This window comes from Streptomyces sp. WZ.A104 (assembly GCF_002382885.1).
Classification (GTDB): Bacteria; Actinomycetota; Actinomycetes; order Streptomycetales; family Streptomycetaceae; genus Streptomyces.
The window spans coordinates 51,387-73,765 of sequence record NZ_NWVL01000032.1; the positions used below are offsets into that span (position 1 = coordinate 51,387).

At 70.2% G+C, this 22,379-nt stretch carries 21 protein-coding genes; 12 read left to right on the forward strand and 9 right to left on the reverse strand.

Annotated features, from left to right (window positions below; genetic code table 11):
* Nucleotides 1–87: 87 nt before the first annotated feature.
* Nucleotides 88–1,626: a S8 family serine peptidase gene (locus CIB93_RS18745; protein ID WP_096628196.1), complete on the reverse strand. Its 1,539-nt coding sequence runs from the start codon at nt 1,624–1,626 to the stop codon at nt 88–90.
* A gap of 376 nt (nt 1,627–2,002) precedes the next feature.
* Here CIB93_RS18745 and CIB93_RS18755 point away from each other — a divergent pair, with 376 nt between their 5' ends.
* The 3 genes from CIB93_RS18755 (at nt 2,003) to moaA (ending at nt 5,237) form a co-directional block, all read left to right on the forward strand.
* The gene (locus CIB93_RS18755; RefSeq protein ID WP_096628199.1) at nt 2,003–2,371 is read left to right on the forward strand and encodes a DUF485 domain-containing protein; all 369 of its coding nucleotides are present in this window, start codon (nt 2,003–2,005) and stop codon (nt 2,369–2,371) included.
* The gene (locus tag CIB93_RS18760) at nt 2,368–4,011 is read left to right on the forward strand and encodes a cation acetate symporter (protein ID WP_096628201.1); all 1,644 of its coding nucleotides are present in this window, start codon (nt 2,368–2,370) and stop codon (nt 4,009–4,011) included. The genes CIB93_RS18755 and CIB93_RS18760 overlap by 4 nt, the downstream gene beginning before the upstream one ends.
* 236 nt (nt 4,012–4,247) lie before the next feature.
* Nucleotides 4,248–5,237 carry a GTP 3',8-cyclase MoaA gene (moaA, locus tag CIB93_RS18765; protein WP_096628203.1) on the forward strand — a complete coding sequence of 330 codons (990 nt, stop codon included), beginning with the start codon at nt 4,248–4,250 and terminating at the stop codon, nt 5,235–5,237.
* A 3-nt stretch (nt 5,238–5,240) separates the two neighbouring features.
* Here the strand turns inward: moaA and CIB93_RS18770 are convergent, their stop codons facing one another.
* Nucleotides 5,241–5,495, reverse strand: coding sequence for a hypothetical protein (locus tag CIB93_RS18770; protein WP_096628204.1), 255 nt, complete (start codon nt 5,493–5,495; stop codon nt 5,241–5,243).
* Between the two features lie 271 nt (nt 5,496–5,766).
* Nucleotides 5,767–6,144 carry a DUF3099 domain-containing protein gene (locus CIB93_RS18775; protein ID WP_096628206.1) on the reverse strand — a complete coding sequence of 126 codons (378 nt, stop codon included), beginning with the start codon at nt 6,142–6,144 and terminating at the stop codon, nt 5,767–5,769.
* 218 nt (nt 6,145–6,362) lie between these two features.
* Between CIB93_RS18775 and CIB93_RS18780 the strand changes: the two genes are divergently transcribed.
* Nucleotides 6,363–6,641: a GlsB/YeaQ/YmgE family stress response membrane protein gene (locus CIB93_RS18780; RefSeq protein ID WP_096628207.1), complete on the forward strand. Its 279-nt coding sequence runs from the start codon at nt 6,363–6,365 to the stop codon at nt 6,639–6,641.
* 83 nt (nt 6,642–6,724) lie between these two features.
* Here the strand turns inward: CIB93_RS18780 and tyrS are convergent, their stop codons facing one another.
* The 3 genes from tyrS to CIB93_RS18795 all read right to left on the reverse strand — a co-directional run bounded on the left by tyrS (nt 6,725) and on the right by CIB93_RS18795 (nt 11,049).
* Entirely contained in the window at nt 6,725–7,996 is a 1,272-nt protein-coding gene (gene tyrS, locus CIB93_RS18785; protein WP_096628209.1) for a tyrosine--tRNA ligase, read from the reverse strand.
* A 52-nt stretch (nt 7,997–8,048) separates the two neighbouring features.
* Complete coding sequence (locus tag CIB93_RS18790; protein WP_096628210.1) at nt 8,049–9,443, reverse strand: metallopeptidase TldD-related protein; 1,395 nt, start codon at nt 9,441–9,443, stop codon at nt 8,049–8,051.
* An 82-nt stretch (nt 9,444–9,525) separates the two neighbouring features.
* On the reverse strand, nt 9,526–11,049 hold the full coding sequence (locus CIB93_RS18795; RefSeq protein ID WP_096628212.1) for a TldD/PmbA family protein: 1,524 nt from the start codon (nt 11,047–11,049) through the stop codon (nt 9,526–9,528).
* A 216-nt stretch (nt 11,050–11,265) separates the two neighbouring features.
* On the opposite strand from CIB93_RS18795, the gene fabG reads away from it, so the two are divergent.
* From fabG to CIB93_RS18810, 3 genes are all read left to right on the forward strand, one after another.
* Nucleotides 11,266–11,985: a 3-oxoacyl-[acyl-carrier-protein] reductase gene (gene fabG / locus CIB93_RS18800; protein WP_096628214.1), complete on the forward strand. Its 720-nt coding sequence runs from the start codon at nt 11,266–11,268 to the stop codon at nt 11,983–11,985.
* 5 nt (nt 11,986–11,990) lie between these two features.
* On the forward strand, nt 11,991–12,758 hold the full coding sequence (fabI, locus tag CIB93_RS18805; protein ID WP_006123573.1) for an enoyl-ACP reductase FabI: 768 nt from the start codon (nt 11,991–11,993) through the stop codon (nt 12,756–12,758).
* Between the two features lie 234 nt (nt 12,759–12,992).
* Complete coding sequence (locus CIB93_RS18810) at nt 12,993–13,379, forward strand: hypothetical protein (protein WP_096628216.1); 387 nt, start codon at nt 12,993–12,995, stop codon at nt 13,377–13,379.
* 13 nt (nt 13,380–13,392) lie between these two features.
* Here CIB93_RS18810 and CIB93_RS18815 read toward each other — a convergent pair whose 3' ends face one another.
* Nucleotides 13,393–14,067 (reverse strand): FadR/GntR family transcriptional regulator, encoded by a 675-nt coding sequence (locus tag CIB93_RS18815; protein ID WP_096628217.1) that lies wholly within the window; start codon nt 14,065–14,067, stop codon nt 13,393–13,395.
* A 116-nt stretch (nt 14,068–14,183) separates the two neighbouring features.
* On the opposite strand from CIB93_RS18815, the gene CIB93_RS18820 reads away from it, so the two are divergent.
* From CIB93_RS18820 to CIB93_RS18835, 4 genes are all read left to right on the forward strand, one after another.
* On the forward strand, nt 14,184–15,575 hold the full coding sequence (locus CIB93_RS18820; RefSeq protein WP_096628219.1) for an MFS transporter: 1,392 nt from the start codon (nt 14,184–14,186) through the stop codon (nt 15,573–15,575).
* 17 nt (nt 15,576–15,592) lie between these two features.
* Complete coding sequence (locus tag CIB93_RS38935) at nt 15,593–15,709, forward strand: SGM_5486 family transporter-associated protein (protein WP_096628221.1); 117 nt, start codon at nt 15,593–15,595, stop codon at nt 15,707–15,709.
* A gap of 179 nt (nt 15,710–15,888) precedes the next feature.
* Nucleotides 15,889–16,095, forward strand: coding sequence for a hypothetical protein (locus tag CIB93_RS18830; RefSeq protein ID WP_096628223.1), 207 nt, complete (start codon nt 15,889–15,891; stop codon nt 16,093–16,095).
* Nucleotides 16,096–16,196: 101 nt separating this feature from the next.
* Nucleotides 16,197–16,715 (forward strand): histidine phosphatase family protein, encoded by a 519-nt coding sequence (locus CIB93_RS18835; RefSeq protein ID WP_096628224.1) that lies wholly within the window; start codon nt 16,197–16,199, stop codon nt 16,713–16,715.
* Nucleotides 16,716–16,877: 162 nt separating this feature from the next.
* Here the strand turns inward: CIB93_RS18835 and serB are convergent, their stop codons facing one another.
* Nucleotides 16,878–18,125: a phosphoserine phosphatase SerB gene (gene serB / locus CIB93_RS18840; RefSeq protein ID WP_096628226.1), complete on the reverse strand. Its 1,248-nt coding sequence runs from the start codon at nt 18,123–18,125 to the stop codon at nt 16,878–16,880.
* Nucleotides 18,126–18,594: 469 nt separating this feature from the next.
* Here serB and CIB93_RS18845 point away from each other — a divergent pair, with 469 nt between their 5' ends.
* A complete protein-coding gene (locus tag CIB93_RS18845) occupies nt 18,595–21,195 on the forward strand; it encodes an FHA domain-containing protein (RefSeq protein ID WP_096628227.1) in 2,601 nt (866 codons plus the stop codon).
* An 85-nt stretch (nt 21,196–21,280) separates the two neighbouring features.
* On the opposite strand, the gene CIB93_RS18850 is transcribed toward CIB93_RS18845, so the two are convergent.
* On the reverse strand, nt 21,281–22,027 hold the full coding sequence (locus CIB93_RS18850) for a transglycosylase SLT domain-containing protein (protein WP_096628229.1): 747 nt from the start codon (nt 22,025–22,027) through the stop codon (nt 21,281–21,283).
* Between the last annotated feature and the right edge of the window lie 352 nt (nt 22,028–22,379).

Genomic DNA, 22,379 nt, shown 5'->3' on the forward strand with positions numbered 1-22,379 from the left:
GGCAAGAGGGGGAGAGGAGCGGGGGTGTGTCCCCCGGGGAGTTCATCCCCGGGGGACACACCCCCGCTGACGTGCTGTCGCCCGCTGCTACCAGCGCACCGCGTCCAGCGCGTCCACCACTCCGGCCCCGTAGAAGCCGTTGTAGTGCTTGCCGCCCTCGCAGACCGCGTCGATGACCCCGTCACCGTTGATGTCGTACGGCTCACCGCACGCCTTGGCGTCCGCCTGGAGCGTCAGCAGCATCTTCACCGCGGCGGGAGAGGCGTAGGGGTGCTTGGACTTGATCAGGGCCACGACGCCCGCGACGTGCGGGGAGGCCATCGACGTACCGGCCTTGTAGCCGAACTTGCCGTCCGGCAGCGTGGACAGGATCAGCCCGTTGACGGCCGGGGGCTCGGGGGTCTGGTAGACCGTCGAGTCACCGCCCGGGGCCGCCACGTCGATGATGCCCTTGCCGTAGTTCGAGTACGAGGACTTGAGGCCCTTCGCGCCCGTGGCGGAGACGGTCACGACGCCCGGCAGCATGGTCGGGATGTCCGGGCAGGCGCTCGGGTCGATCGTCCGGGTGACCGGCTCGGTGTCGTTCGGGCTGGTCTTGTCCTCGATCGCGTCGACCGCCAGATCGTGGCGGGAGTTGCCCGCGGCGGCGACGTTGACCGTGCCCTTGCGCTCCGCGTACCTCACAGCGCGGGTGAGGGCGTCGACCAGGGCGCCCTGGTCCGGGTCGTTCTTGCAGTTGAACAGCCACGGGTCGGTGTAGTAGCTGTTGTTGGTCACCTCGACGCCGCGTTCTGCGGCCCAGAGGAACCCGCAGACGACGGCCTCGGTGTAGAAGAACCCGTCCGGGTTCGACACCTTGATGCCCGAGACCTTGACGCCCGGCGCGACACCGGTCACGCCGAAGCCGTTCTTCGCGGCGGCGATGGTGCCCGCCACATGCGTGCCGTGGTCGCTCTCGCCCGCCGCCGGACGCCAGGAGCCGGCGGTGGTGTCCGGTGCGCCCGTGACGCAGTTGGCCGACGCGCGGCGGTCGAAGTTCGGGGCCAGGTCCGGGTGGGTGTCGTCCACGCCCGTGTCGATGACGGCGACCGTCACCCGCTTCGAGCCCAGCGACTTCTCGTGCGCCTTGTCCGCCTTGATCGCGGGCAGCGACCACTGGAGGGGCTCCAGCGGGTCCTCGTCGGCCCGCGCTTCCGCTGCGGCGGCCGCCGCCTGCTCGGCGGTGAGCGGCTGCGCTATGGCGCCGACGTCCTTGGTGGCCTGCGGCACGATCGGGTTCGTGCGGGTGGCTCCGGCCGACTTCACACCGCGTGCCTTGCGGATCGTGTCGCCGAAGGCCGGGTTCTGCGAGTGGACGACGATGACGCCGATCTGCTCATAGGCGACGACGACCGTGCCACCTGCCTTGGCGATCGCCTTCTTGACGTGCTTGACGGTGCCGTGGCCGCCCCGCGTGTTGACCACGTAGGACAGCTTCGGCCCGTCGGTCCGCACGGTCGCGGCGGTCTGCTCGCCGACGGGCGCCGCCGTGGCCGACGCCGCCGGCAGGAAGCCGAGCGAGGCGGTCAGCGCGAGTCCGAGGGGTACCGCGAGTGCGCGGGTCCGCCTCGATGCCAGATGAGCCATGGGTTCTCCACATCATCCGTGCCGGTCGACCGGACACCTGGCGTGTTCGGTCGCGTACATGACGAGTGAAGCTATCGCTGATCTTCACGAGACATCAACGTTTGCGGGCAAGTTAGTTCGAAGAGTGACCGATGCGGCCGAATGCGAACGGGTGACTTTCGGGCAACCCGACCCGCCGGGACACGCCCGAGAGGACGAACAGGACACCTCCGGGAAGACGAACGCACGCAGCCGAGAAGGCGAAAGACGCGGTGAACCGCTTCGTCGCGCCCTCCGTGCCGTTGTCCAGGAGGCACATCACCGTCCCCCGGCAGCGAGGCCTCCCATGACACCCAACGTCCCCCAGATCACCGCACCCGCGTCGCGAGGAGATTCCGTGGCTACCGATGCACCGCCGCCGCCCGAGGGCAGTACGTACACCGGCCCTGTCCAGCCCACGGCGGAGGCGTACCTGGCGGCCCAGGCGAGCGAGGAATTCGCCGACCTGCGCCGCTCGTACCGCTCCTTCGCCTTCCCGCTCACCGTCGCCTTCGTGACCTGGTATCTGCTGTACGTCCTGCTCTGCAACTACGCGGGCGGATTCATGGCCACCAAGGTCCTCGGCAACATCAACGTGGCGCTCGTCCTCGGACTCGCCCAGTTCGCCACCACCTTCCTCATCGCCTGGCTCTACTCCCGGCACGCCGCCGCCAAGCTCGACCCGAAGGCCGAAGCGATCAAGTTCCGTATGGAGGCCGACGCATGAGCGCCGCCCACGCCGCCGCGTACCCCGCCGTCCAGCTCGCCGCCGACGGGGCGGGCGAGCACCGGCCGATGATCATCACACTGTTCGCCGCATTCGTCGTGGCGACCCTCTTCATCACCGTGTGGGCGGGCCGCCAGACCAAGAGCGCCGCCGACTTCTACGCGGGCGGCCGCCAGTTCACCGGATTCCAGAACGGTCTCGCGGTCTCCGGCGACTACATGTCCGCCGCGTCCTTCCTCGGCATCGCCGGAGCCATCGCCCTCTTCGGCTACGACGGCTTCCTCTACTCCATCGGCTTCCTCGTCGCCTGGCTCGTCGCCCTGCTCCTGGTCGCCGAACCGCTGCGGAACTCGGGCCGCTACACCATGGGCGACGTCCTCGCCTACCGGATGCGCCAGCGCCCCGTCCGTACCGCCGCGGGCACCTCCACCATCGTCGTCTCGATCTTCTACCTGCTGGCCCAGATGGCCGGTGCCGGTGTCCTCGTCTCGCTGCTGCTGGGCATCACCAGCGACTTCGGGAAGATCGTCATCGTCGCCCTGGTCGGCGTGCTCATGATCCTCTACGTCACCATCGGCGGCATGAAGGGCACCACCTGGGTGCAGATGGTCAAGGCCGTCCTGCTCATCGCGGGCACCCTGCTCATCACCTTCCTGATCCTGCTGAAGTTCAACTTCAACATCTCCGACCTGCTCGGCACCGCCGCCAGCAACAGCGGCAAGGGCGCCGCCTTCCTGGAGCCCGGCCTGAAGTACGGCGTCGACGGCGTCTCGAAGCTGGACTTCATCTCGCTCGGCATCGCCCTGGTCCTCGGCACCGCGGGCCTGCCGCACATCCTGATCCGCTTCTACACCGTGCCCACCGCCAAGGCCGCCCGTAAGTCCGTGAACTGGGCGATCGGCATCATCGGCGCCTTCTACCTGATGACGATCGTGCTCGGATTCGGCGCCGCCGCGATCCTCAAGCCCGGCGACATCATCGCCTCCAACAAGGCGGGCAACACCGCCGCGCCACTCGCCGCCCTGGAGATCGGCGGCGGCTCCGGGTCCACCGGCGGCGCCATCCTCCTCGCGGTGATCTCCGCCGTCGCCTTCGCGACCATCCTCGCCGTCGTCGCCGGACTCACCCTCGCCTCCTCCTCGTCCTTCGCGCACGACATCTACGCCAACGTGATCCGCAAGGGGAAGGCCACCGAGAAGGAGGAGGTCCGCGCCGCCCGCTGGGCCACCGTCGCCATCGGCATCGTCTCCATCGCGCTCGGCGCGCTCGCCCGCGACCTGAACGTGGCCGGTCTGGTCGCCCTGGCCTTCGCGGTCGCCGCCTCCGCCAACCTGCCCACGATCCTCTACAGCCTCTTCTGGAAGCGCTTCACCACGCAGGGCGCCCTCTGGTCCATCTACGGCGGTCTCGCCTCCTCCGTCCTCCTGGTGCTGTTCTCGCCGGTCGTCTCCTCCAAGCCGAGCTCGATGTTCCCGAGCGTCGACTTCGCCTGGTTCCCGCTGGAGAACCCTGGGCTGATCTCGATCCCGCTCGGCTTCCTGCTCGGCTGGATCGGCTCGCTGATCTCCAAGGAGAAGGCCGACACCGACAAGTACGCCGAACTGGAGGTCAAGTCCCTCACCGGCATCGGAGCCCACTGAGACACCCCCCCCGGGACGCGCCCTGCGGCCGTCCCCGGGCGAGGCCGTTCGGCGCTTCACCCACCACAGCGGCCGGGCCGCGTCGTAGAGTCCTACGACGCGGCCCGGCCGCACCTCGTGGCAAACGGGCCACCTCGATGTCACCGGTCTCACGTAGTCTCGGAAGAGACGGCGGAAGACGCCGGCCGGAATGAACGACCGCGTCACCGCGGACACCACCGGGGGAGGGACCCACCGTGCTCATCGACACCTACGATCGGGTCGCCACCGACCTGCGCGTGTCACTGACCGACAAGTGCAATCTGCGCTGCACCTACTGCATGCCCGAAGAGGGTCTCCAGTGGCTCGGCAAGAGCGAGCTGCTCTCCGACGACGAGATCGTGCGCCTGATCCGTATCGCCGTGACCTCGCTCGGCATCACCGAAGTCCGCTTCACCGGCGGCGAGCCCCTGCTCCGCCCCGGCCTCGTCTCCATCGTCGAGCAGTGCGCCGCGCTCACCCCCCGCCCCCGCATGTCGCTCACGACCAACGGCATCGGCCTCAAGCGGACCGCCACCGCCCTCAAGGCCGCGGGCCTCGACCGGGTCAACGTCTCGCTGGACACCCTGCGCCCCGACGTCTTCAAGACCCTCACCCGCCGGGACCGCCACAAGGACGTGCTGGAGGGCCTGGAGGCCGCCCGCGAGGCCGGACTGACCCCGGTGAAGGTCAACTCCGTCCTGATGCCGGGACTCAACGACGACGAGGCCCCCGAGCTGCTCGCCTGGGCGATCGCCCACGACTACGAGCTCCGCTTCATCGAGCAGATGCCCCTGGACGCCCAGCACGGCTGGAAGCGCGACGGCATGATCACCGCCGGGGACATCCTCGCCTCGCTGCGCACCCGCTTCACCCTGACCGCCGAGGACGACGAGGCCCGCGGATCCGCCCCCGCCGAGCGCTGGACCGTCGACGGCGGACCCCACCGCGTCGGCGTGATCGCCTCGGTCACCCGCCCCTTCTGCCGCGCCTGCGACCGCACCCGGCTCACCGCCGACGGCCAGGTCCGCACCTGCCTCTTCGCCCGCGAGGAGACCGACCTGCGCGGGGCCCTGCGCTCGGACGCCCCGGACGAGGAGATCGCCCGGCTCTGGAAGCTTGCCATGTGGGGCAAGAAGGCGGGCTCCGGACTGGACGACCCGTCCTTCCTCCAGCCCGACCGCCCGATGTCGGCGATCGGCGGCTGAGGCTCAGCCGCCCTGGGCGCCGTCCCCGGACTCCCAGTCCTTCAGAGCCACGACGTCCTTGAGGAACCCGCGTACGCCCAGGAACTGCGAAAGGTGCTCCCGGTGCTCGTCGCAGGCCAGCCAGGTCTTGCGCCGCTCGGGCGTGTGCAGCTTGGGGTTGTTCCAGGCGAGCACCCACACAGCGGCGGCCCGGCATGCCTTGGCGGAGCAGATCGGGGCACCGGTGGGACTCTCGGCGGACGTCTCGGGAAAGATCACACCGTCCAGCCTAAGGGCTGTCCCGCGCCCGCCAGGGATCGAGGGACGGCCCTCAGGTCAGGAAGTCAGGTGCTCCACGAGCTTGCTGACGCATCCCCGGCCGGAGAAAGGGCGACGCCGAGCAGCCACGGGGGGAGCTGCCCGGCGTCGGTCCGTCGCTCCGACGGGGGATGCGGAGCGCACTCGCAGTATGTCACGGGGACCGGGGTGCGGTGCACCGGAACGTCATGATTGATCTGAGCTTTTCCTGAGCTTCCCGGGACATGGGGGCTCAGCTGTGCTCCTTGGGCGGCGGGACCCGCCCGCCCGCGTCCTTGGGACCTGCGGACTCCGCCCGGCCGGCCGCCGGAGCCGCCTCCACGGCGGGCCGCATCGGCATCGGGACGAACGTCGTCGGCAGCGAAGGCGCGCTCTCCCGGCCCGCGTTGGCGATGACCACCGCCACGTACGGCAGCAGCACGCCCAGCACCAGCGCCACGATCGCCACATGCCGCTCGACGTTCCACAGCACCGCCGCCAGCACCACCGACACCGTGCGCACCGACATCGAGATCACATAGCGCCGCTGTCTGCCGCGGACGTCGTCCGCCAGCCCCTGACGTGCGCCGGTGATCCGGAAGACCTCGGCATCGTCGTTCTTCCGCAGCATCGCTCCACCACCAGATCTCGTCGCCGGACGCCCCCGGACCGGCCCGCATCCACGGTACGCCGGGCCCCGGCCGGGCGAGAGACCGGGGCGGGCCCCCGCTGCCGCGGACGGGGGCCCGAACGGGGGACACCCCCCGTACGGCCCTGCCCCGCATGCGCCCGGCCGGAGGCGGCCCAAGACTGGGCGGACGCGCACACCGCGCCGCACGAGGAGGCGAAATGAGCTGGTTGTGGGCAATCATCGTGGGATTGGTGCTCGGCGTCATCGCCAGAGCCATCCTGCCGGGCAAGCAGGACATCCCGCTCTGGCTGACGGCCGTGTTCGGCATCATCGGCAGCATCCTCGGCAACGCCGTGGCCGGCTGGATCGGTGTCGAGGACACCAGGGGCATCGACTGGATCCGTCACCTGCTTCAGCTGGCGGGCGCCGTGGCGGTCGTCGCCGTCGGTGACATGGCCTGGCAGGCGCTCCGGGGGAACAAGCAACAGAGAACCTGACCCGCAGAGGTCATCGGAAACGCCGCGGCCGGACACACGAGAAAGTGTCCGGCCGCGGCGCTGTGTGTACGGTGCCCGGAGGGTCAGCCCGCCGGGCTGACCTCCACCGCCGCCAGGTTCTTCTTGCCCCGGCGCAGCACCAGCCAGCGCCCGTGCAGCAGCTCCCCGGCGTCCGGCGCGACCTCACCGTCGGCGACCTTCACGTTGTTCACGTAGGCACCGCCCTCCTTGACCGTCCGGCGGGCCCCCGACTTGCTCGGCGCGAGACCGACCTCCACCAGGAGGTCCACCAGCGGCGCCAGCTCGGCGACCTTGGCGTGCGGCACCTCGGACAGGGCCGCGCTCAGCGTCGCCTCGTCCAGCTCGGCCAGGTCGCCCTGCCCGAACAGCGCCTTCGACGCCGCGATCACGGCCGCGCACTGCGCACCGCCGTGCACCAGCGTCGTCAGCTCCTCGGCCAGCGCGCGCTGCGCCGAGCGGGCCTGCGGCCGCTCCTCGGTCAGCTGCTCCAGCTCCTCCAGCTCCGCACGGCTCTTGAAGCTGAGGATGCGCAGGTAGCGCGAGACGTCCCGGTCGTCCACGTTCAGCCAGAACTGGTAGAACGCGTACGGAGTGGTCATCTCCGGGTCGAGCCAGACCGCGCCGCTCTCGGACTTGCCGAACTTCGTCCCGTCCGCCTTCGTCATCAGCGGCGTCGCCAGCGCGTGCACGGTGGCGCCCGGCTCAAGCCGGTGGATCAGGTCGATGCCCGCGGTGAGGTTGCCCCACTGGTCGCTGCCGCCCTGCTGGAGGGTGCAGCCGTACCGGCGGTACAGCTCCAGGAAGTCCATGCCCTGGAGCAGCTGGTAGCTGAACTCGGTGTAGCTGATGCCCTCCTGCGACTCCAGCCGCCGGGCGACCGAGTCCTTGGTGAGCATCTTGTTGACCCGGAAGTGCTTCCCGATGTCCCGCAGGAACTCGATCGCGGACATGCCCGCGGTCCAGTCCAGGTTGTTGACCATCGTCGCCGCGTTCGGGCCCTCGAAGGTGAGGAAGGGCTCGATCTGCCCCCGCAGCCGCTGCACCCAGGCGGCGATGGTCTCCGGGTCGTTCAGCGTGCGCTCGGCGGTGGGGCGCGGGTCACCGATCTGCCCCGTGGCCCCGCCGACCAGCGCGAGGGGCTTCAGCCCGGCCTGCTGGAGCCGCCGCATGGTGAGCACCTGCACCAGGTGCCCCACGTGGAGACTCGCCGCGGTCGGGTCGAAGCCGCAATAGAAGGTGACGGGACCGTCCGCGAGAGCCTTGCGCAATGCGTCCTCGTCAGTGGACTGGGCGAACAGCCCGCGCCACTTCAGCTCGTCGACGATGTCCGTCACGGTTCCGGTGCTCCTTATGAATGGTGGAAATCCAGGTGTCAGTCTAGGCGGGTCACACGCCCGGGCTGACCGAGCTCATGTTGAAGTCGGGGATGCGCAGCGCGGGCATCGCGGCCCGGGTGAACCAGTCGCCCCACTCGCGCGGCAGCGTCCTCTCCGTACGCCCCGCCTCCGACGCCCGCGACAGCAGGTCCACCGGCGACTCGTTGAACCGGAAGTTGTTCACCTCGCCGACCACCTCGCCGTCCTCCACCAGATAGACGCCGTCCCGGGTCAGCCCGGTGAGCAGCAGCGTCGCCGGGTCCACCTCGCGGATGTACCAGAGACAGGTCAGCAGCAGCGCCCGCCCGGTCGTCGCGGCCACCATCTCCTCCAGCGACCGCTCGCCACCGCCCTCCAGCAGCAGGTTGTCGATGGCCGGGTTGACCGGCAGCCCGGTGAGGCCCGCCGTGTGCCGGGTCGTCGTGAGCCGCTCCAGCCTCCCTTCCCGCACCCACTCCGTCGGGGCCAGCGGCAGCCCGTTGTCGAAGACGGAACCGCTGTCGCCGGAGGAGTGGGCGATCACGAAGGGGGCCGACTCCAGGCCCGGCGCGTACGGGTCGCTGCGCAGGGTGAGGGGGAGCGGAGCGAGCGTCTCGCCCAGCCGCGTACCGCCGCCCGGCGTGGAGAACACCGTCCGGCCCTCCACCGCGTCCCGTGCGGTCGAGGACCACAGCTGGTAGATCAGCAGGTCCGCGACGGCCGTCGGCGGCAGCAGCGTCTCGTACCGTCCGGCGGGCAGGTCGATGCGCCGCTCCGCCCAGCGCAGCCGCTGCGCCAGCTCCGCGTCCATCGCCGCCGGATCGACGTCCTTGAAGTCCCGGGTCGCCCGGCCCGCCCACGCGGAACGCACCCGGTCCGGCGACTTCGCGTTCAGCTCCAGCGTCCCGTTCGGCTGGTCGTGGCGCAGCCGCAGCCCCGTCGACGTACCGACGTAGGTGGAGGTCAGCTCATGGTTCGCGAACCCGTAAAGCTCGCGGCCGCCCGAGCCGGCCCGGGCGAAGGCGTCGCCGAGCGCCGGGGCGAAGTCCGCGAAGACCTCCGAGCCGGTCTCGGCGGGCGCGTCCGTGAAGTCGGGAGAGGCGGGCACCCCGCTGACCAGCGGCTGCGCGTCCTCGGCCGGACCCGCACCCCGCGCGGCGGCCTCGGCGGCCCGCACCAGCGGCTCCAGGTCGTCGGCGGTCACGGCGGACCGGGAGACGACACCGGACGCCGTGCCCTCGGCCCCGTCGACGGTCGCGATGACGGTCAGGGTCCGCCCCCGGGTCACCCCGTTCGTGGTGAGCGCGTTGCCCGCCCAGCGCAGATTGGCGGAGGAGTGCTCGTCGGCGATGACCACCAGGCCGTCCGTGGTGGACAGCTCAAGGGCCCGCTCGACGATCTCGTAGGGCTTGCTGACGCGGCTCATCGTCCGGCCTCCTGCGTCGTGTTGAGACTGTGCTGACCCGGGGGACGACCCCCGGACCCCCAGCCGGTTCCGTGGTCGCCGCTCATCGTCCGGCCTCCTGCGTCGTGTTGAGGATGTTGACGCCCCGGAAGAGGGCGGACGGGCAGCCGTGCGAGACCGCCGCGACCTGGCCCGGCTGGGCCTTGCCGCAGTTGAACGCGCCGCCCAGGACGTATGTCTGGGGGCCGCCGACCTTCTCCATCGAGCCCCAGAAGTCCGTGGTCGTCGCCTGGTACGCCACATCGCGCAGCTGCCCGGCGAGACGGCCGTTCTCGATCCGGAAGAACCGCTGCCCGGTGAACTGGAAGTTGTAGCGCTGCATGTCGATCGACCAGGACCGGTCGCCGACCACGTAGATCCCGCGCTCCACCCCGCCGATCAGATCCTCCGTGGACAGCCCGCCCGGGTCCGGCTGGAGCGACACGTTCGCCATGCGCTGTACGGGGACATGGCCCGGCGAGTCCGCGTACGCGCAGCCGTTGGAGCGGCCGAGCCCCGTGAGCTTCGCGATCCGGCGGTCCAGCTGGTAGCCGACCAGGGTGCCGTCCTTGACCAGGTCCCAGGACTGCGCCTCGACGCCCTCGTCGTCGTAACCGATGGTCGCGAGCCCGTGCTCGGCCGTGCGGTCGCCCGTCACGTTCATCACGGGGGAGCCGTACGCCAGCTTGCCCAGCTGGTCGAAGGTGGCGAACGAGGTCCCGGCGTACGCCGCCTCGTACCCCAGCGCCCGGTCCAGTTCGGTGGCGTGGCCGATCGACTCGTGGATGGTCAGCCAGAGGTTCGACGGGTCGACGACCAGGTCGTACTCGCCCGCCTCGACGCTCGGTGCGCGCATCTTCTCGGCCAGCAGCCCGGGGATCTGCTCCAGCTCGGCGTTCCAGTCCCAGCCGGTGCCGGTCAGATACTCCCAGCCGCGCCCGGCCGGCGGGGCGATGGTCCGCATCGAGTCGAACTCACCGGTCGTGCCGTCCACCGCGACGGCGGTGAACTGCGGGTGGATGCGCACTCGTTGCTGCGTGGTGACGGTGCCCGCCGTGTCCGCGTAGAACTTGTTCTCGTGCACGGTCATCAGGGACGCGTCCACATGCGCGACGCCCTTTGCGCCCAGCAGCCGCCCACTCCACTCCGCGAGCAGCGCCGCCTTCTCCTCGTCCGGTACGGAGAAGGGATCGACGTCGTACGCGGAGACCCAGGTCCGCTCGCCGTGCACCGGCTCGTCAGCCAGTTCCACACGCTCGTCGGAGCCCGCGGCGGCGATCACCTTCGCCGACAGCTTGGCCATCGACACGGCCTGCGAGGCCACCTTCGCGGCGGCGTCCATCGTCAGGTCGACGCCCGAGGCGAACCCCCAGGCCCCGCCGTGCACCACCCGCACCGCGTACCCGAGATCCGTGCTGTCCGACGCGCCGGCCGGCCGGGCGTCCCGCAGCCGCCAGGAGGCGCTGCGTACCCGCTCCAGGCGGAAGTCGGCATGGGTGGCGCCGAGTGCTCGCGCCCGGGCGAGCGCCGCATCGGCGAGGGCGCGCGACGGGAGGGCCAGGAATGACTGATCTACCTCGTGGGGCACAGGGAGTTCCCTTCTCGATACACGACGGCAGTGAACCATGCCGGAGGGTGACCACACCGGGGGATATCGCGACTGCGTGGGCCCAGCACGCAACAGTGCGGACTGTAGGAACCCCACAGCCCCCCGGACAAGCCACTGTCAGGGCCCGATTCCCCGATCGGCACACGGTACCGATAGGTTTTCGACGTACCAGACCGCCAAGGAAAGGGTGATCCGTTGAGCCGCTCGGTTCTCGTCACCGGAGGAAACCGGGGCATCGGCCTCGCCATCGCCCGCGCCTTCGCCGACAATGGCGACCAGGTCGCGATCACCTACCGCTCCGGGGAGCCTCCCCAAGCCCTCACCGAGGCCGGTGTCCTCGCGGTCCGCTGCGACATCACCGACGCCGAGCAGGTGGAGCAGGCCTACAAGGAGATCGAGGACAAGCACGGTCCCGTGGAGGTGCTGGTCGCCAACGCCGGTATCACCAAGGACCAGTTGCTGATGCGGATGTCGGAGGAGGACTTCACCTCCGTCCTCGACACCAACCTCACCGGCACCTTCCGCGTCGTCAAGCGCGCCAACCGTGCGATGCTGCGCGCCAAGAAGGGCCGTGTCGTCCTCATCTCCTCCGTCGTCGGCCTCCTCGGCTCGGCCGGTCAGGCCAACTACGCTGCCTCCAAGGCCGGGCTCGTCGGCTTCGCCCGGTCGCTGGCCCGTGAACTCGGTTCGCGGAACATCACCTTCAACGTCGTCGCCCCCGGTTTTGTCGACACCGACATGACCCAGGCGCTCACCGAGGAGCAGCGCAAGGGCATCGTGTCCCAGGTGCCGCTCGGCCGCTACGCGCAGCCCGAGGAGATCGCCGCCGCGGTGCGCTTCCTCGCCTCCGACGACGCGTCGTACATCACTGGAGCCGTCATTCCCGTTGACGGCGGATTGGGCATGGGTCACTGATCACCATGAGCGGAATTCTCGACGGCAAGCGCATCCTGATCACCGGGGTGCTGATGGAGTCGTCCATCGCGTTCCACGCCGCGAAGGTGGCCCAGGAGCAGGGTGCCGAGGTCATCCTCACGGCCTTCCCCCGCCCCACCCTGACCGAGCGCATCGCCAAGAAGCTGCCGAAGCCGGCCAAGGTCATCGAGCTGGACGTCACCAACCAGGAGCACCTGGACCGGCTGGCCGGTCTGGTGCGCGAGGAGCTCGGCTCCCTGGACGGCGTCGTCCACTCCATCGGCTTCGCGCCGCAGGACGCGCTCGGCGGCAACTTCCTCAACACGCCGTTCGAGTCGGTCGCCACCGCGATGCACGTCTCGGCGTTCTCGCTGAAGTCGCTGGCCATGGCCTGCAAGCCGCTGATGAGCGAGGGCGGCTCGATCGTCGGCCTCACCTTCGACGCCCAGTACGCCTGGCCGCAGTACGACTGGATGGGCCCGGCGAAGGCCGCCCTGGAGGCCACCTCCCGCTACCTCGCCCGTGACCTGGGCAAGGACGGGCTGCGCTGCAACCTGATCTCCGCCGGACCGCTCCGCTCCATGGCCGCCAAGTCCATCCCGGGCTTCGAGGAGCTGGCCGACGTCTGGAACACCCGTGCTCCGCTCGCCTGGGACATGAACGACCCGGAGCCGGCCGGCCGCAGCATCGTCGCCCTGCTCTCCGACTTCTTCCCGCGCACGACGGGCGAGATCATCCACGTCGACAGCGGCGTGCACATGATGGGCGCCTGACCCGTACGGAACCTCTGGTCACCGACCCGTACGGAATCCCTGGTCACCAGACCTGTACGGAACCCCGGTCCTCGGCCTCCGGCCGCGTACCCTCCCCGGCTTTCCCGGGGCGGTACGCGGCCGGAGGCCGTTACGGTGCGTGGCCCCGCCGCCGCTCAGGTCGAAAAGCCGACCGATCCACCGCAGAATGTGGAGGAACCGGACTTCTTGTCAGGCTGCGGGAGGGAGATCGCTGTGCGCCCCACGCGTCGCCGAACCCGTCTCCTGCTGGCCGCATCGGTCGCCGTCGCGGCCCTCGCCGTACCGCTGGGAGTCCACGCCGCCCGCGGTGCCGACTCCGGTACGGCCGACTCCGGTACGGGAGAGGCGCCCCCGAAGCCCGAACCGGCCGGCTCCGAGTGCCGTACGTCCATCGAGGGCTCCCGGGTCGTCTCCTACTGCCACAACCCCTACCCCTCCACCGACCTGGTCCAGCTGCACACCGAGTGCGAGCGCTGGTGGGACGTGGACGCGGACGGCGCGGCGGTCGCGGTGGAGCCCGGCCGGACGGTACGGCTGGAGGACCGCTGCTGGAAGGAGGTCGCGGCGGCCTGGGTCAGCCACCGCCCGGCCCCGCTGTGAGGGCCCGGGCGGGCTACACCCGGTCCGCGAGGCAGTTCAGCGCGTGGCCCGCCGCCTCGGCCGCCGCCGTCTCCGCGTCCCCGGCCCGGATCGCCTCGACCAGCCGGGCGTGGTCCATGTGGTTCTCCGGCCGCAGCTCAGGACCCACGTCGCCGCGCAGATAGTCGCGCAGCAGATCCCCCAGGTCCGCGTAGAGCTCCGTCAGTACGTCGTTGTGCGAGGCGGCGACGACCGCCAGGTGCAGCGTCGCGTCGGCCGCGACGAACGCCTCCGCGTCGCCCGAGGCCCAGGCCTCCTCGCGCCGCACCATCAGCGTGTCCAGCTGCCGCAGATCCCGCTCGGTGCGCCGGGCGGCCGCCAGCCGTGCCGCCGACGACTCCAGCGTCGAGCGGAGCTCCGCGATGTGACGGGGGTCGGCGGCCGCGAAGCGGCGGTGCATCACCCCGGCCAGCTCGCTCGTGGCGATCACATAGGTGCCTGACCCCTGCCGGATGTCGAGCAGCCCGTTGTGCGCGAGGGCCCGCACGGCCTCGCGCACGGTGTTACGAGCCACGCCCAGCTGCTCGACCAGCTCGGGCTCGGTCGGGATCCGCGAGCCGACCGGCCACTCGCCCGAGGTGATCTGGTTCCGCAACTGGGCGATCACCTGGTCGGAGAGTGCCGAACGCCGTGGAGACGTCAGCGCCATGGTGCTCCTTGCTCGTGAGCTGTCAGGTCCGGGCCGGATTCTCTCAGGGGAGCCGGGGGATCCGGAGGGTCGGCGGGATTGGACAATCAATCATCCCATGATTCTATGATGACTCCATGCCGGACGAGACACAGACCCCGACCCTGAACAGCGGCCCCGCCGCACGCACACCCCACGACCCCCGCGCCCTGCGGCTCCCCGGTACGGGCGAGGCCCCCGCGCCCTGGCTGCTGCGCCTGATCGCCGTGGGACTCGTCCTGGCCGCCCTGAACCTCCGCCCCGCCATCACCAGCCTCGGCGCCCTCCTCGAAGAGGTCCGCGAGGGGCTGCACATGAGCGGCAGCGTGGCCGGTGTCCTCACCTCCGTACCGCCGCTCTGCTTCGCGGTCTTCGGGGTCATGGCGCCGCGCCTCGCCCGCCGCTTCGGCGCGGGCACCGTCGTCTGCGCTGGCATGGCGGCCATCGCGGCCGGTCTGGTGATCCGCCCGTACGCCGGCTCCACCGCCGGATTCCTGGCCGCCAGCGCGCTGGCCCTCATGGGCATCGCGGTCAGCAACATCCTGATGCCGGTGATCGTCAAGCGCTGGTTCCCTGACCGCGTCGGCACCATGACCGGCCTGTACTCCATGGCCCTGGCCCTCGGCACCGCCCTGGCCGCCGCCGTCACCGTCCCGCTCACCGGCGCACTCGGCGGCGACTGGCAGTCCGGCCTGGCGATCTGGGCCGTGCTCGCCGCCCTCGCGGTCCTGCCCTGGATCGTCCTCGTACGCGACCGCACCCCCGCACCCGGCCAGCCCGGAAACGGCCCGGTGGGGGGGCCCGGGGCGACCGGAGACCGTTCGGTGGGGGCGTCCGGCACCCGCCGCGCCGACAGGCCTGCCACCGTCCCCACCGGGGCATCCGGCATCCGCCCCGCCGAGGCGCCCGCGCTTCGGATCACCCGCAGCCGGACCGCCTGGGGCCTCGCCTTCTTCTTCGGGCTCCAGGCCACCGCCGCGTACATCACCATGGGCTGGATGCCGCAGATCTTCCGCGACGCCGGGGTCTCCGCGGGCACGGCGGGCGTCCTGCTCGCGGTCACCATGGCGATGGGTGTCCCGCTCGCCTTCGTCATCCCCCGCGTCGCCTCCCGGCTCAAGCAGCAGGGCCCCATCGTCGTCGTCCTGGGCCTGTGCGGCCTGATCGGTTACGGAGGCCTCTACCTCGCCCCGGCAGCCGGGGCCTGGGCCTGGGCGCTGCTCCTCGGCGTGGCCAACTGCGCCTTCCCACTGGCCCTCACGATGATCGGCATGCGGGCGCGGACCGGCGCGGGCGTGGTCCGGCTGTCGGCCTTCGCGCAGTCCACCGGCTATCTGCTCTCGATTCCGGGCCCGCTGCTCGTTGGCGTGCTCTACCAGCACAGTGGCGGCTGGGGGCTGCCGATCGCCCTGATGGCGGGCCTGATGATTCCCCAGATGGCGGCCGGAATCCTGGCCGGCCGGGACCGGACGATCGAGAACGAGTGCTGAGATGCGAGACTGGCCCCATGCCAGTGCTCGATCCGAATCCTCAGAACGGCCAGAAGAAGCTTCTCCTCGTGTTCGGGGCGATGATTCTCGTGACCGTGGTCATCGGTGTGATCGCCGCGATCGCCTCCCCCTGACGTCACCTCCTGGTGTCATGAGATGACGTCCCCCGGTCCCCGGGGGTGGGGCCAGCCCCACCGTCCCCTAGGGGGCCAGGGTCAGGGTGAAGTGGGTGGGTCACCGGATGGGACCGCCCGCCTCCGAGCCGTAGGTTCTTCGGTAACGACCGACGACCCGAAGCCCCACGGAGGCGGACATGGCGACACCGACGCACCCAAGGTCCCCCCGGCCTGCCGCGGACGGCGTCGAGGTCCGGCTGCCCTGGTGGGCCGTCGCCCTGCCCGCCGTCGCGTTCGCCGCCCTCCTCCTGATGATCATCAACCCCGGACAGGCCCACGCCGCCACGAGCGCCCCCGCGCTCGGACAGCTGATCGAGCACACGTTCCACTTGCTCGCCCGCTGAGGCGAAGGCACCCCCAGACCCCCGGACCAGCGCGTCAACTCCCCGGACGAGCACGTCAACACCCTGCGCCACAGGCCGCATTTCATGCGAAGCTGAGGTGTATGAGCGTCGAGACACCTCGCAGGATCGTCCTTCTCCGGCATGCCAAGGCTGAATGGTCACAGGCTTCCGATCATGAGCGTCCGCTGGCCGAGCGCGGCCGCAAGGACGCGCCCGTGGCCGGCCGCAGGCTCGCCGACTCCGGCATCGATTTCGATCTGGCCCTCTGTTCCAGCGCAGTCAGGACGCGGGAGACCTGGAAGCTGGCGGTCCATGAATTCGCCCAGCGCCCCCGGACCGTCTACGAGGAGAGGCTGTACGAGGCCTCCCTCGGCGACCTGATCGCCCTGTTCAACGAGACCCCGGACGACGTCCGTAACCTGCTGGTCATCGGCCACAACCCGGGGATGCACGGAGCCGCCGACGCCCTCTCCGGATCGGCCGAGGGTGACACCCTGGCCAGGATGACCCGGGACGGATTCCCGACGGCGGCCTACGCCGTGGTGGAGTTCCCCGGCTCCTGGAAGAGCGTGGAGCACGGGGCCGGCAAGCTCACGGAGTACTGGACACCGAACGGCTGAGCAGCGCGAACGCACGCGGTCGCGACCGCGCACAGGGCCCCGGCACCTCCTCGGTGCCGGGGCCTCTTCCCGTAGGCCTGCATGCCTGAGCCTGTGGGCCCGCACGCCCGTGGAGCCCGTAGGCCCGCATGCCTGCCTGTGGAGCCCGCAGGCCCGTGGGCGTCAGTCGACGAGGCCGTCCGCCGCCTCGACCTCTTCGCGGGTGATGCCGAGCAGATAGAGCACGGTGTCCAGGAACGGCACGTTCACCGCGGTGTGCGCCGCCTCGCGGACCACCGGCTTGGCGTTGAACGCCACGCCGAGCCCGGCGGTGTTCAGCATGTCGAGGTCGTTCGCCCCGTCCCCGATGGCCACCGTCTGCGCCAGCGGAACCCCCGCCTGCTCGGCGAAGCTGCGCAGCAGCCGGGCTTTGCCCGCCCGGTCCACGACATCGCCGACGACCCGTCCGGTGAGCTTGCCGTCCACCACCTCCAGGGTGTTGGCGGAGGCGAAGTCGAGGCCGAGCCGTTCCTTCAGGTCATCCGTGACCTGGGTGAACCCGCCGGAGACGACGCCCACTTGGTACCCGAGCCGCTTCAGCGTACGGATCAGGGTGCGGGCGCCGGGGGTGAGCCGTACCTCGGCGCGGACCTTGTCCACCACCGAGACGTCCAGGCCTGCCAGCAGTGCGACCCGGGCGTGCAGCGACTGCTCGAAGTCCAGCTCGCCGCGCATCGCCTGCTCGGTCACCTCGGCGACCTTGTCCTCGCAGCCCGCGTGCGCCGCGAAGAGCTCGATCACCTCGTCCTGGATCAGCGTGGAGTCGACGTCCATGACCACCAGGCGCTGGGCCCGGCGGCTCAGCCCGGCCGAGACCACCGCGACGTCCACACCGATCTCCGCGGCCTCGGTCGCCAGCGCGGTCCGCAGCTCCCCGGTCCCGGTCCCCGACACCGCGAACTCGACGGCGGTGACCGGGTACTTCGCCAGCCGGAAGATACGGTCGATGTTCCCGCCGGTCGAGGTGATCGTGGCCGCTATGGCGGCGGTCGACTCGGCGGTGAGCGGGTGCCCCAGCACGGTCACGTGGGAACGGCCGTCCCCTCGGGGGCGGTTGTCGCCGATGCCCGAGATGATCTCGGCCTGAAGCTTCAGGGAGTCGGCCCAGCTGTGCACGGTCGCCCGCAGGTCGCCCTCGGTCGTCCCGCCCGCGACGGGCGCGGTGACCAGGGCGCACAGCACGATGCGGCCACGGGTGACGACCTGCTCGATGTCCACGACGTCGACCGCGTACGCGGCGAGGGTGTCGAAGAGCCCGGCGGTGATCCCGGGCCGGTCCTTGCCGAAGATCTTGACGAGCAGGGTGGGTGCGTCGCTGCCCGGGAGGGGCTGAGGTGACGCGGGTGGCTGAGGTGGCTGAGATGCGCTCATGGTGGTTCCCACCGTATCGGTCCGGCCGCCCTCCCCGGCTGCCTGTCCCGAGTGCCGGACGGAAAACCGTGAGGCTCCGTGTGCGGCAGTCGGGAGGGACACGCGCCCGAAAGCAACGGGATACGCGCCCGAGGAACAGGGGGATTCGCGCCCGAGGACACAGGGATACGCGCCCGGGGACACGCGGCCCCCGCAGATCTGGCCGGTACAGGTCTTGCCTTCGGCCGCTCCGGGTGTCTCGTATGGCCCGTTATGAAGTCACTGAAGCTTCGCCAGGTGGTAAGAGCACCTTCATTCGCTCTTCTCCCGTTCCGGGGTGGTTTTCCTGCCGGGTCCGGAGCCTCTGAGCAGGCCTCCGCGCGGTCTTCACCCTCCCGACTTTCGGATCGGGGGCCGACCCTGGAATAGTTCCCCACGATGTTCAGCATCCCTAGACTCCCTGCGACGGGGGTAACACGGGGGACAACTAGTGGGGCGCGGAGTGCCGGAACTCGTACTGGAATTGAATGGCAGCACCTGGACGCTCGATCCGTCCAGGCCGTACACCCTCGGACGTGATCCGCAGGGCGACCTGACGATCGACGACGCCAGGGTGTCGTGGCGGCACGCCACGATCAGCTGGAACGGCCGCAGTTGGTCCATCGAGGACCACGGCAGCACCAACGGCACCTATATGCAGGGCCAGCGGATTCAACAGGTGGAAATCGGCCCCGGCTCCGTGCTGCACCTGGGCAACGCCACCGACGGCCCCCGGGTGAGCCTCACGGCCGCCGCGGGCGCGGGTGTCGGTGGCGGCCAGGGTGCCGGCGCCCAGCAGGCTCCGCACCAGCAGCCCCAGGGCGGCGGCGCGGGCTGGCCCGGACATCAGCAGCCCCCTGCCCACCAGGCCCCGCCCCAGCAGCAGGCCTGGCAGCAGCCGCAGGCGCCTCAGCAGCAGGTGCCGCACCAGCAGCCCCCGGCCCACCAGGCCCAGCACCAGCAGGTGCCGCATCAGCAGAACCCGGCGCATCCGGGCGGACCGGGACAGGGCGCCGCCGCGGGCGCGCCGCCGGTCTACGGTGACCGCAGCCCGACCACGTTCCACCAGCTGGCCCTCGGCCGGGTCATGCGCATCGGTCGTGCGCTGGAGAACGAGCTGGTCGTCTCCGACCTCCAGGTCTCCCGCAACCACGCCGAGTTCCACGCGACGCCCGACGGCCGCTTCGAGATCCGCGACCTCGGCTCGCACAACGGCACGTACGTCAACGGTCTGCCGCTCCAGAAGTCCGGCTCGGCGCTCATCGGCCCGAACGACATCGTCGGCGTCGGTCACTCGACGTTCCGGCTGGTCGGGGACCGGTTGGAAGAGTTCGTCGACACCGGTGAGGTCTCCTTCTCCGCCCGCCACCTCACGGTGACCGTCGACGGCGGGAAGCAGATCCTGAAGGACGTCTCCTTCGGCGTCCCGGAGAAGTCGCTGATCGCGGTCATCGGCCCCTCCGGCTCCGGAAAGTCCACCCTGCTCAAGGCGCTCACCGGCTACCGGCCCGCCAACCAGGGGGACGTCCTCTACGACAACCGAAACCTGTACAAGCAGTTCGCCGAGCTGCGCCAGCGCATCGGTCTGGTCCCGCAGGACGACATCCTGCACAAGGAACTGACCGTCACCAAGGCCCTCAAGTACGCGGCCAAGCTCCGCTTCCCCGCGGACACCACCGAGGCCGAGCGCCAGTCCCGGATCACCGAGGTCCTCGCCGAGCTCAAGCTCGACATCCACAAGGACAAGAAGATCACCTCGCTCTCCGGCGGCCAGCGCAAGCGCGTCTCGGTCGCCCTGGAGCTGCTCACCAAGCCCTCGCTGATCTTCCTGGACGAGCCGACCTCCGGCCTCGACCCGGGCATGGACCGCGACGTGATGCAGCTGCTGCGCGGCCTCGCCGACGACGGCCGCACGGTGCTCGTGGTCACGCACTCGGTCGCCGAGCTGGCGATCTGCGACAAGCTCCTCGTGATGGCGCCCGGCGGTTCCGTCGCCTACTTCGGTCCGCCGGAGGAAGCGCTGAACTTCTTCGGCTACACCAGCTGGGCCGACGTCTTCTCCGCCTTCGAGAACTACCGCGACTACGACTGGGCGGGCCGCTGGCGCGGTTCGCAGCACTACCAGATGTACGCCGCCGACATCGACGCGGTCGCGGCCCAGCCGGTCAACATGCCGCCCCCGCAGCAGATGCGCCCGCCGAAGCCGCAGGGCTGGATGGCTCAGCTGTGGACGCTGATCCGGAGGTACTCCTCCGTCATCGCGTCCGACAAGGGCTTCATGGGGCTGATGCTGATCCTGCCCGCCGTGCTGGGCGTGGTCAGCGTGGTCATCCCGGCGGAGTTCGGTCTCGCCGAGCCCACCCCGCCGTCCCGGTTCAACGGCAAGGCCGGCACGATCATGCTGATCCTCGCGGTCGGCATGTGCTTCTCCGGCGCCGCCAACTCCGTACGAGAGCTGATCAAGGAACGGGTCATCTACGAACGGGAGCGGGCCACCGGCCTGTCCCGCTCCGCGTACCTGATGTCCAAGGTGATCGTCCTCGGCGTGATCACCGCCTTCCAGGGCGTGATCATCTGCGGCATCGGCTTCGCCACCCGCGATCTGCCGGCGGAGGGCCTGATCATGCCCCCGGCCGTCGAGATCTGCCTCTCGATCATCGTGCTGGGCTTCACCTCGATGATGTTCGGCCTGGTCATCTCCTCGCTGGTGAAGACCGCCGAGAAGACCATGCCGCTGCTGGTCATGTTCGCGATCATCCAGGTCGTCTTCACCGGCGTGCTCTTCCAGGTGTACGGATCGCCGGGCCTGGAGCAGTTCGCCTGGCTGATGCCGTCCCGCTGGGCGATGGCCGCGGCCGGCACCACGCTGGACCTGGCGCACCTGATGCCGCCGTGGGACCCGAAGAACCCCACCGATCTCGACCCGCTGTGGGAGCACACCGCGAGCCAGTGGGGCATCAACATCACCGTCCTGCTCGCGCTCGGCGTGATCTGCGGCATCGCGGTGGCGCGCCTGCTGCGCCGCCACGAGCCCGAGGTCATGCGCAAGTAGTACCGAGGTCGCGACATGCCGGAGGGCGGCACCCCGCGGGGTGCCGCCCTCCGGCATGTGTACTGCGGCCTGAGTACTGCTGGGATCAGTACGCGCCGTTCACGTTGTCCATGGAGCCGTAGCGGTCGGCCGCGTAGTTGCAGGCGGCGACGATGTTGGCGACCGGGTCGTACAGGTCCTTCTTGGTGCCCGCCACGTGGTAGCGGTCGAAGGTCGGCTGGATCACCTGGAGAAGGCCCTTGGAGGGGACGCCGTTGCGGGCGTTGATGTCCCAGTTGTTGATGGCCCAGCGGTTACCGCTGGACTCCCGCATGATGTTGCGGTGGATCCCGTCGTAGGAGCCCGGGATGCCTTCCTTCTTCATGATCGCCATGGCTTCGCGGATCCAGCCGTCGAGGTTGTTGGCGTAGACGGGCTTGCGCGCGGTGGAGCGGCTGGCGGCCTCGGACTCGCGCTTCTTCGCGTCGGCCTTGGCCTGGGCTGCCTTGGCCTTGGCGGCGGCAGCGGCCTTGGCCTTCGCCTCGGACGCGGCCTTGGCCTTCGCAGCGGCCTTCGCCTTGGCGGCGTCGGCGGCCTTCACCAGCTGCTCAGCGGTGGAGTGCTGCTCGATCATGCTGTTCTGCACGGTCTTGGCCTGTGCGGAACCTGCGGCGGCGGTGAGAGCCACGGGCGCAGCGGCGGCTGCTGCCTGCGGAGCAATCTCGGCCTCGGCGTTCGACGGGACGAGCGAGAAGGTCAGGGCGGCGACGCCCAGGGCCGACACACCGGCCACGGAGATCTTCTGGACCTTGTTCAGACGACGAAGACGACTGGGAATGCGGTTCGCGGACATGCAGGGATACCTCTTCGAATGCTCAGGTGTCCTCACGGAGGACGAGACCGGAGGTGGTGGCGCGTACCTCCGTCGGGGACGAGGGCAATTCTTAGCGGCCGCAAAATGCTGTGGCAAAGGTGTGACGTACGAAGGCGGGTAGTGGAGCGGGTACTGGGAGGGGGTCCCGTTCGCCCGAAACAACCCCAGCTCGTGGTGGCCCAAAACGCCCTTATGTGTCAACTAGGGACGTTCGTAAGTGACGTGGGCCCTATGCCCGGGCTCACATCGGCGAGGTAACAGTCTCACCACTCGTTGCTGTAGCAATCCGGAGCGTTATGTTCCTCATCTGGCAGGGCGAGGTGGGCACCCT